The organism is Helicobacter mesocricetorum (assembly GCF_900198605.1).
In the GTDB taxonomy this organism is placed as follows: Bacteria; Campylobacterota; Campylobacteria; order Campylobacterales; family Helicobacteraceae; genus Helicobacter_D; species Helicobacter_D mesocricetorum.
On record NZ_FZPJ01000019.1, the window covers coordinates 35776 to 45642 of the forward strand.

The window sequence follows — 9867 nt, forward strand, 5'->3', positions numbered from 1 at the left end:
TTGCATTATACGAATTTTATTTCTCATCTTTTTGAAAAAATTGCGCATTATGCTTTTCCTAGGAAGATACAAGTTTTTATTAATCGCACTTATGTGAAGTTTTTTGGTATCAATATGGAGGAATTTGATACTTTAGAGAGTTATCCTACTTTAAATGCACTTTTCACGCGTTCTTTTGTTAAAGAGAGGCAATTTGATAAAACAGCCACAACTATGATTGCTCCTTGCGATAGCCTTATTATGGAATTTGGGGAATGCCAAAATAACTTAGCTATGCAAATTAAGGGCAAGAGTTATTCTCTTAAGGATTTTGTGGCAAAAAAATTAGAAGATGGGTTTTTTTATGTAAATTTTTATCTCTCTCCTAAGGATTATCATAGATTCCACGCTCCTATAAATTTAAAGGTAAAAAGCGTAAATTTCATTAATGGGATATTATTGCCTGTGCATAAAAAATCCTTACAAACAAATGATAATCTTTTTAATAAAAATAAAAGGGTAGTTTTAGAATGTGTGGATGATTTTGGAAACCCCTTTTATTTCATCGCAATAGGGGCTTTAAATGTTGGAAGGATTCAAATACATATTATCCCAGAACTTATATATTTAAAAGAAAATAAAAACTTTGTATTGGAAAAACCTTATCTTTTAAAAAAAGGAGAGGAAATTGGTTGTTTTGAAATGGGATCTACTATTGTTACTTTATCTACTAATTGGGAATACTCTATTAAAAATGGAGAAAAGATATATTTTGGAGAATCTATAGGCACTCATAGAGGAGATTAAATATGGAAGCAAAGATTAAAGAATTAAAAGAAAAAAATGATGTTTTGTTAGTAGCACATTTTTATCAACGCGATGAAGTTGTAGAGATTGCAGATTTAACAGGTGATAGCCTAGAATTAGCTAGAAAAGCAAGTGCAAGCGAAAAGAACAGAGTGCTTTTTTGTGGTGTTGGGTTTATGGGGCAGAGTGTGAAGATATTAGCACCAACCAAACAAGTCTTTATGCCAAAAATTGCTTGTTGCTCTATGGCAAGAATGATTAGTGATGCGTATTTTGATAATTCTATTGCATTGCTCCAAAGTTATGGAATCTCTAATGTTTTTCCGGTTACTTATATTAATTCTAATGCCGAAGTTAAAGCTAAGGTTGCAGAGCTTGGGGGTGTGGTCTGCACAAGTGCTAATGCCACTAAAATTATGGAATATGCTCTAAAGCAAGGTAAAAAAATCTTTTTTTTACCCGATAGATGTTTGGGGGAGAATTTAGCTATCCAAAATGGACTTAAAAGTGCGGTTTTAGGAGAGGATTCTCAAGAAGTAGTGCAGGGGGCTGATGTGATTTGCTATAATGGTTTTTGTTCCGTGCATCAGCTTTTTACTCCAGAAGATATTGATTTTTATCGTGAAAAATATCCCGATATTTTAGTAGCTGTGCATCCAGAATGCAAACCAAATGTTGTAGCAAAGGCGGATTTTGTAGGTTCTACTAGCCAGATTATTGCTTATGTGAGGGGTTTAAAAGAAACCCAAAAGGTAGTAGTAGGGACAGAGTTTAATCTTGTTAATCGTCTAAGAAAACCTTACAATGGGATACAAAACACTTTCGTCCTCTCTTCTACAAAGCCTGAGTGTCCTACGATGAATGAAACAACCTTAGAAGATATTTTAAGGGCTTTAGAATATATCGATAAAGGAGAATCTTATAATGAAATCTTATTACCTAAGGATACTGCTATGAAAGCTAAGAGGGCTTTAGATAAGATGCTTGAGCTTTCATAGGGGGAAAAATGCAGAAGATTTTATTAGATGATTTTTTAAAACAGATTTTAAGGGAGGATATTGGCAGGGGTGATTTGTATATGAGAATTGCCAATAAATCTGTGGTAGAAAGTTACATTGTAGCCAAAGAAGAGGGGATATTCTCTGGCAAAATATATGTAGAGAGATTATGTGAATTATTAGATATTAAAAGTGAATTCAGCTTAGAGGATGGAGGAGGGTTTAAGATAGGGCAAAAGCTTGTGAGATTTATCGGAAATATCAATGATATTTTAAGTGCTGAACGAACGATTTTAAACCTATTAGAGCATTCTAGTGGCATTGCTACTTTAACGAATATGTATGCAAAAGCAATAGAAGGATCGAAATGTATTTTGCTTGATACGCGAAAAACGCGTCCTTTGCTAAGAGATTTCGAAAAATACTCTACTCGTAATGGTGGGGCTATTAATCATCGTTTGGGTTTAGATGATTGCTTGATGTTAAAAGATACGCATTTATCAAGAATCCTTTCTTTAAAAAAGTTTATTGCTGATGTTCGTTGTAAAATCCCTATAACAGCTAAGATTGAAGTAGAATGTGAAAATCCTCTACAAGCAAGAGAAGCTTTAGAGGCAGGAATAGATATTTTAATGTGTGATAATATGGAGATACCAATGATAAAAGAAATCGTAAAAATGCGTAATGAGTTAGCTCCTTATGTGTTTTTAGAAGCTAGTGGAGGCATTACTTTAAACAATCTTAAAGAATACGCTTCAAGTGGTGTTGATGCTATTTCGTGTGGGGCAATTATTCATCAAGCAAAATGGATAGATATGAGTATGAAAATTGATTAATGCAAGATAGAGAAAAGCAATTTATTCAAACCCTAAAAAAAGAAAGTGCTACTTATGGGATTGGCGACGATGGTGTTGTTTTAGGGGATTTTGTTATTGCTACGGATGCGTTTTTTGAGGGAATCCATTTTAAAAGAGAGTGGGGCAGTTTAGAGATTCTTATTGAAAAATGCTTTTTAGTAAATCTCTCGGATATTTATGCAATGAATGCAATCCCAAAATATTTGCTACTAACCCTTTGTATCCCAAAAGATATGAAAAGCACTAAAGATATTGCTAGAATCTTTTCTGCAATGGCTCTTAAATATGGCATTAAGATTATTGGAGGCGATACGATTATAGGAGAAAAATTGCACTTTTCTTTGACACTCTTAGGGCAAAAGCGCAAAAAGGTGTTGTATCGTTATGGTATTAAGCCTAAGGATTATTTAGCCTATCTTAGCCCCAAAAGTGTGTTAAAGTCCTCCAAAAAACAAGCTTTTGGAAAAAACATTTCGTATTTAAAAAGAGCTTTATTATTTGGCACTTATCCTAAAGATAGTCGTTTTGCAATGCCTTTGTTATACCCTAAAATGATCTTAGCATTAAATGCTATTGCAAGGGCGGGAATGGATATTTCTGATGGAATCTTTATCGAATTATCAAGATTGGCTAAGATAAATAAAATAGGTTTTAAATTTTTACTCCAACAATCAAATTGGTTTTATTCCCCCGAAGAATACCAAATGCTTTATGCTTTCTCCCCGCGCAAACTATCAAAGGCTAAAAGATTGGCTAACCAATACCGCTATGAGCTTATTGTGTTTGCAAGAGCAAAAAGAGGTTCTTATCAATTAATAAAGAAAAATTGGCACGGATAGCTATTAGCCTTAAAATTAAACTTCATCAATAAGCTTGTAATTATAAAAAGAGAGAAATTGCAAAATTTTTTAACATAAATAATCAAAAATTGATATGGGTTATTTTGTTTTACAAAGGGGGTAAGAATCCTTTGTAAGTATTTAAGAAGAACAGGCGGATTTGCCATTATCCACAGGTTGAATAGAGCTATTATCGGCTAATTTCTTTTGATTAACTTCTTCTATAAAATCCCATAATTCCTTAGCAGCCCTAAGGTATTCTTGAGAGGATTTAGAATTTGGGTGAAAATAAACGATAGGCTTTCCATCATCTCCTCCTTCTCTCACACTAGGTTCAATAGGGATTTGTGCCAGTGTTTTTGTTCCATAGCTTTTAGCAACTTCCTTTGTTGTGCCTTTACCAAAAATATCATATTCTTTACCACTATCAGGACAGATAAATCCACTCATATTTTCAATGATTCCAGCCACAGGGATTTTGAGCTTAGAAAACATATCCAAAGCCCTTGCACCATCATCTAAAGCAACTTTTTGTGGTGTAGAAACGGCTATTCCTGCAGTTACAGGAACGCTTTGTGCTAATGTAAGCTGTGCATCCCCTGTGCCAGGAGGCATATCTATAATCATTACATCTAAATTATCCCATAATACATCTGTAAGCATTTGTTCAATCGCTCTAATAATCATAGGTCCTCTCCAAATAAGGCTTTGTCCCTCATCATAAAGCACTCCCATAGACATCATCTCCACACCATAGGCTTGAAGCGGGATTAGTTTTTTCATAGCGGGATGAACTTCAGGCTTATCTTTTTGTAACCCTAACATTCTAGGCACATTAGGACCATAAATATCGGCGTCTAAAAGCGCAACTTTTTTGCCTTGTTGGGCTAGGGCAATCGCTAGATTCACGCTTGTAGTAGATTTGCCAACCCCTCCTTTTCCACTGCTAACCATAACAAAGTTTTTAATTTGTGGTGCTAGATTCTTTGTGCCTTGAGGTTTATTGTTGTTTTGCGGGGAGGGTTGTTTAATATCTAAATTGAGTTTTGTAATGCCACTATCTTTAAGCTTTTGCGTAATGTTTTCCCGCAATGTATTAGCCACATCTGCAGAAGCAGAGGGAATCTCTAAGCGGATAGAAACAGCATTGTCTTGTATCAACATTTCTTTGACAAACCCAAAGGTAACAATATTCTTGTCAAAATTAGGATAAATAATTTCTTTAAGTAAATTAAGTAATTGTTCTTGATTCATTTTTTTTCCTTATTTTATTAAACTTCTTGTTTTTCTTGTTCGATAATATCTTGTGAAATCTTATAGCTACAAAATTTGGGTCCGCACATTGAGCAAAATTTTGCCTCTTTGAAAACTTCTTGAGGTAAGCTTTCATCGTGATATTCTTTGGCTCTCTCTGGATCAAGGGCTAGTTCAAATTGTTTATTCCAATCAAAGCTATATCTTGCATTACTCATAGCATCATCTTTAACCCTAGCGTGAATCCTACCTCTAGCTATATCAGCAGCGTGTGCGGCGATTTTATAAGCGATAATCCCTTCTCGCACATCTTTGACATTAGGTAATCCCAAATGTTCTTTTGGCGTTACATAACATAACATAGCAACTCCTTTCCAAGCGGCAATAGAAGCTCCAATAGCAGAGGCAATATGATCATAACCTGCGGCAATATCTGTTACAAGAGGACCTAAAACATAAAAAGGTGCTTCGTGGCATAATTCTTTTTGTAACTCTACATTTCTCTCTATTTCATTCATAGGCACATGTCCGGGACCTTCAATCATTACTTGCACATCTTTTTCCCAAGCTCTTAGGGTAAGTTCTCCTAAGACTTTAAGCTCTCCTAATTGTGCCTCATCACTAGAATCCGCCAAACAACCCGGACGCAAAGAATCCCCAAGACTTAAAGAAACATCATATTTTTGACAAATTTCTAAAATATCATCAAAGGCTTCATAGAAAGGATTTTGTTTATGATAGTGCATCATCCAAGCAGCCATAAGGCTTCCACCTCGGCTTACAATGCCCATTTTTCTCTTTGCAAGGCGAGGCATATGCTCTAGCAAAAATCCGCAATGGATAGTAAAATAGCTCACGCCCTGTTTGGCTTGTCTTTCCATAACTTCTAGCATCTTATCAATGGTTAGGGCATTAATATCGTTTTTAACATCGTGTAAAATCTGATAAATAGGGACAGTACCAATAGGCACACTAGAGTTTTGAATAACAGCTTGACGAATACTATCTAAATCTCCCCCTGTACTTAAATCCATAATGGTATCTGCACCATATTTAATGGAAGCAAGTGTTTTTTCAACCTCTTCTTCAATAGAACTAGCAAGTGCAGAGCTTCCAATATTAGAGTTAATTTTAGTTCTTGTTGCGATTCCAATCCCCATAGGCTCTAAATTCGTGTGATTGACATTAGAGGGTAGTATTAATCTTCCTTTGGCGATTTCTTTTAAAACCATATTAGCGGTTAAATGTTCGATATTTGCTACATATTCCATTTCTGGAGTGATAATACCTTTTTTAGCATAATGAAGTTGTGTTTTTATTTTATCATTTTTACGGGATTCAACCCATTGTGTTCGCATACTTTCTCCTTAATATTAATTACTTTTAGTGCTTCTAAAGGTAGCAAAATAAAAATAAATTTTAGCTTTTCTTTTTGTGAAGAATGGAGAAAAATACAAATATTTTTTAAATTTGTGTAGAAAGCTAGAGATTACTCTAGCTTGAGATTAGAAGAGATATTTAACTTCAACCCTAAATTCGTTGAATTTTTCTTTATTTGTTTGTGTAGATTCGTTAAACGATCCGCCAGTTCCTGTTATGAAAGGCACTACAACCTTATCTGCCTTTGTTGTAAGGAAAGAATAATAAGAAGAGAATTGAAGTGATTTAGAGTATTGGTAAGTAAGATTTGGACTAATTTCATAGAAATCGACATTTCCAGATACTTTACTATCCCCTAATCCTCTTGTAAGTTTGTTTGCTCCTTGGACATAATCAATACCAACATTGAAGTTTTCTAAAACATCATAGTTAATGTTCGCATAAAATGCACTAAGCTTGTTTTTCTCATATCCTTTAGGCATATTTTTTCCACCCACATTAAACATAGAGATATTTACTCCTGTGGCAGCATTTTCAAACCAAAGATTTCCAGCTTTATTGAAAGCTCCCTCATTATCTAAAGAAACCGCATAACTATCTTGAGTGTTACCCCAGTATCCAACATTAAGAGCAACAGGAATATTGAACTCACTAAAGTCTAAGCCTGCACTAAGTGTATAAAGGTCATTAGCTTCTTTAGGTTTATAACCCCACATAGTATCTAATGTAGTTGTCGGAGTGTTAAGAGGTCCTGTGCTATCAAGTTTGCTATAAGCATATTGCCCTGCCAAAGAGAACATAGCATAATCCCAAGTTAATTCACCAAACCCGATGAAATCTGCAATATCTTGAGCATAGTAAAGCCATAATTGAGTACCAAAGTTTCCAATGCTTGTTTCGTAGTTGCTTAAAGCAGCAAGTGTATAGAGAGGTTTAGCAATAGAATTACTTCCACTAGGCACACCATCATCTAAACTCCAAGAATCAAAAGCTCCTGCTACGAAACTCCAGTTACTAAGATCAGAGTTTGTAGCAAATACACCTGTTCCTCTGTCATCTGAATCGTTAAGTGGAGTTAATATAGGCATTTTACCTAATTTGAATGTTGTGGAAGTTGTATCTGGAGTAATGACTGCAGTAAATTCACGAACACCAAATTGTCCATCACTGCCTGCACCTAAACCAGTTCCTACAAACGAGTTGGTAGTTTGATTATTGTTATCAACAAGTCCTTTCCCGTGATTTACATTATTAGATGTGTTATAGTAAAATCCAAGATTCATAGAGATATTATTCATAACAGGAGTTTTAAAGAGTGCTTCTGCTTTCCATCCGTGTTTGGCACTACCTCTTTGTCCTCCATTACCCCTGTCATTGCTAGTATAAATCTCATCTTTATATCTATCATCTGTGTAACGATAACGTAGCATACCGCTAACATCAATACCTTTTATAGCTTCCTCTAAAGGTTGAGCTAAACTCACACTTGATAAAGCAGAGAGTGCAACACAAGTCGCTAAACTAAGATTTACAAATTTCATTTTATTTCCTTAATAGCATGAATGCGTTTTGTTTGGTTAATAAAACCATAGCTTGGAGTATATGTAAGTTTAACTTAAATAAAAATTAATAAATTTATTACAGGTCAAAATTTTGCAAGGTTTGATAGAGTTTAAAGGTTAGGAGAGTATAATTGTAACCTTAATAATTTACTAGTTTGGCTTTCTTTAGGAGATAGTAATGAAAAAGTATTTAAGAAAAATATCAGATCCAGAAGTTGTTGGTATTTTTAGCAAAAGTGGCTTAGGATTGGCTGCTGTGCTTGTTATGGTGGGTTGCAATAATCTTGATGAGAATGTTGGGAGGGGAAATGTTGGAGGAAAAGTAGAGGATGCGGTTAAAAATGGTGCAACCGTAATGATAGAACAGCAAGGTGATGGAAGCTATAAGATATTGGAGGAATATCCAAGTAGCACGACTAGGATCATTTTAAAAGAAGCTAACGGAAATGAAAGGATATTAACGCAACAAGAAGTTGATACTCTCATTGCTGAAGAATCCAAAAAGATAGATTCTGGCACTTCAGAGCTTACTAATCCAACAGGTGGTGGATTATCCTTAGGAGAGACGATTTTAGCAAGTGCTGCGGGAGCTATTTTGGGTAGCTGGATAGGTAGCAAACTTTTTAATAATCAAAACTTCCAATCCCAACAAAGGGGTTCTTATAAATCCCCACAGGCTTATGAACGTTCGCAAAGTTCGTTTAATAAAGGAGCTACGACAGGGGCAAGATCAGGGACAAATGCCGGAAGAAGCGGGTTTTATTCTCCCAATAACGCAACAGGACAAAACAGGAATAATGTTTCAGGTGGCACTTCAGCGGGTTCAAGTAGTTTTGGAGGGTAGTTATGGAAATCTTAAAAGTTAATCCTTTAAACCAGCAAGATTTACAAGATCTTGGGCTTAGTTGGCATATGGATTCTGATAATACCGCTTATATTAGCGATGAGATTATAGAGGTTACAGAACAAGAAGCGCAAAGCTATTATGATGCAGCTAATGAACTCTATGATATGTATATTGAAGCGGGACAATATGTCATTGATAATCGCTTGTTTTTTGAGCTTGGGATTCCCTTTAATCTAACAGAAGCTATTGAGATGAGTTGGGAAGAAGAAGTGCATTGGCATTTGTATGGTCGTTTTGATTTAGCAGGTGGAATTGATGGGAAGCCTATTAAACTACTTGAATTTAATGCAGATACTCCCACAATGGTGTATGAGAGTGCGATTATCCAATGGGCACTTTTGAAGAAAAATGGATTTGAGGAATCTTTGCAGTTTAACAATCTTTACGAGGCTTTAGGCAATAATTTTAAGCGAATGATTACTTTAGGTGATGATATTTCTAGTTTTGATGAAGTTTATGAGGGTTGGAAGATACTTTTTTCTAGCATACAAGGGAGTGAAGAAGAAGAAAATACGGTTAGATTGCTTGAAGTTATCGCCAAAGAAGCAGGATTTAAAAGCAGTTTTTGCTATGCACACGAGGCGCATTTGGATGAGAATTCAGGTTTAAGTTATGCAGGGGAGAATTTTGAGTTTTGGTTTAAGCTTATCCCTTGGGAGAGTATTGCTACTGATGAGCCAGAAATGGCAGCTTTAATAACTTCAATGATACGCAATAAAAATACTATCTTTTTGAACCCTGCCTATACCTTGATGTTTCAAAGCAAAAGAATGTTAAAAATATTATGGGATTTATTTCCTAATCATCCGCTTTTGTTAGAAACTTCTTTTGAGCCTCTAATAAATAAAAAGCAGGTTAAAAAACACGCTTTTGGTAGGGAAGGGGAGAGCGTGAGTATCCTTGATGGCACAGGGAATGCTTTAATAACAACGCAGGGAAATTATGGGAATTATCCAGAGATTTATCAAGAGTTTGTAGATTTAAACACTCATAATAATAGCTTTTACCAAGCCAATGTTTTTTATGCTTATGAGGCTTGTGCGTTAGGCTTTAGAAAGGGAGGAGAGATTTTAGACAATATGTCAAAGTTTGTCTCTCATAAAATCAAGTGATTGTATAATCCCTTCGCTTAATACTTTTTAAGCAAACCCTAAAATCCTCCAATCCTCCTTGTGATTTTTTACTCTCTCCAACCAAAGAACTAAATAACTCTTTAAACTATAAATCTAAAGAAACTAATTATTAACCTAACCAACCCAACTAATCCAAACCCTCTCCTTTAAA

The 9867-nt window shown here is 35.1% G+C and carries 9 protein-coding genes; 6 read left to right on the plus strand and 3 right to left on the minus strand.

The features are described from left to right. From C6H18_RS05520 to C6H18_RS05535, 4 genes are read left to right on the plus strand one after another with little or no spacing between them, the layout of a single operon-like run. Complete coding sequence (locus C6H18_RS05520) at nucleotides 1-786, plus strand: phosphatidylserine decarboxylase (RefSeq protein ID WP_104722111.1); 786 nt, start codon at nucleotides 1-3, stop codon at nucleotides 784-786. Between the two features lie 2 nt (nucleotides 787-788). Then, nucleotides 789-1784: a quinolinate synthase NadA gene (gene nadA / locus C6H18_RS05525; protein ID WP_104722112.1), complete on the plus strand. Its 996-nt coding sequence runs from the start codon at nucleotides 789-791 to the stop codon at nucleotides 1782-1784. An 8-nt stretch (nucleotides 1785-1792) separates the two neighbouring features. Continuing rightward, entirely contained in the window at nucleotides 1793-2620 is an 828-nt protein-coding gene (nadC, locus tag C6H18_RS05530; protein WP_104722113.1) for a carboxylating nicotinate-nucleotide diphosphorylase, read from the plus strand. Next, nucleotides 2620-3480 carry a thiamine-phosphate kinase gene (locus tag C6H18_RS05535; protein ID WP_104722114.1) on the plus strand — a complete coding sequence of 287 codons (861 nt, stop codon included), beginning with the start codon at nucleotides 2620-2622 and terminating at the stop codon, nucleotides 3478-3480. Before nadC ends, C6H18_RS05535 begins: the two co-directional genes overlap by 1 nt. A 141-nt stretch (nucleotides 3481-3621) precedes the next feature. Here the strand turns inward: C6H18_RS05535 and C6H18_RS05540 are convergent, their stop codons facing one another. The 3 genes from C6H18_RS05540 to C6H18_RS05550 all read right to left on the minus strand — a co-directional run bounded on the left by C6H18_RS05540 (nucleotide 3622) and on the right by C6H18_RS05550 (nucleotide 7655). Then, a complete protein-coding gene (locus C6H18_RS05540; protein ID WP_104722115.1) occupies nucleotides 3622-4734 on the minus strand; it encodes an Mrp/NBP35 family ATP-binding protein in 1113 nt (370 codons plus the stop codon). A gap of 17 nt (nucleotides 4735-4751) precedes the next feature. Then, a complete protein-coding gene (gene thiC / locus C6H18_RS05545; protein ID WP_104722116.1) occupies nucleotides 4752-6092 on the minus strand; it encodes a phosphomethylpyrimidine synthase ThiC in 1341 nt (446 codons plus the stop codon). A 147-nt stretch (nucleotides 6093-6239) separates the two neighbouring features. After that, nucleotides 6240-7655: a major outer membrane protein gene (locus C6H18_RS05550; RefSeq protein ID WP_104722117.1), complete on the minus strand. Its 1416-nt coding sequence runs from the start codon at nucleotides 7653-7655 to the stop codon at nucleotides 6240-6242. Nucleotides 7656-7854: 199 nt separating this feature from the next. Between C6H18_RS05550 and C6H18_RS05555 the strand changes: the two genes are divergently transcribed. Together C6H18_RS05555 and C6H18_RS05560 are read left to right on the plus strand one after the other, a co-directional pair. Beyond that, nucleotides 7855-8520 carry a UPF0323 family lipoprotein gene (locus C6H18_RS05555; protein WP_104722118.1) on the plus strand — a complete coding sequence of 222 codons (666 nt, stop codon included), beginning with the start codon at nucleotides 7855-7857 and terminating at the stop codon, nucleotides 8518-8520. A 2-nt stretch (nucleotides 8521-8522) separates the two neighbouring features. Then, on the plus strand, nucleotides 8523-9695 hold the full coding sequence (locus C6H18_RS05560; protein WP_104722119.1) for a glutathionylspermidine synthase family protein: 1173 nt from the start codon (nucleotides 8523-8525) through the stop codon (nucleotides 9693-9695). Nucleotides 9696-9867: the final 172 nt, after the last annotated feature.

Coding starts and splice junctions, on each gene's coding strand:
- nadA (WP_104722112.1), top strand. CDS start 789: ATGGAAGCAAAGATTAAAGAATTAAAAGAAAAAAATGATGTTTTGTTA.
- nadC (WP_104722113.1), top strand. CDS start 1,793: ATGCAGAAGATTTTATTAGATGATTTTTTAAAACAGATTTTAAGGGAG.
- C6H18_RS05535 (WP_104722114.1), top strand. CDS start 2,620: ATGCAAGATAGAGAAAAGCAATTTATTCAAACCCTAAAAAAAGAAAGT.
- C6H18_RS05540 (WP_104722115.1), bottom strand. CDS start 4,734: ATGAATCAAGAACAATTACTTAATTTACTTAAAGAAATTATTTATCCT.
- thiC (WP_104722116.1), bottom strand. CDS start 6,092: ATGCGAACACAATGGGTTGAATCCCGTAAAAATGATAAAATAAAAACA.
- C6H18_RS05550 (WP_104722117.1), bottom strand. CDS start 7,655: ATGAAATTTGTAAATCTTAGTTTAGCGACTTGTGTTGCACTCTCTGCT.
- C6H18_RS05555 (WP_104722118.1), top strand. CDS start 7,855: ATGAAAAAGTATTTAAGAAAAATATCAGATCCAGAAGTTGTTGGTATT.
- C6H18_RS05560 (WP_104722119.1), top strand. CDS start 8,523: ATGGAAATCTTAAAAGTTAATCCTTTAAACCAGCAAGATTTACAAGAT.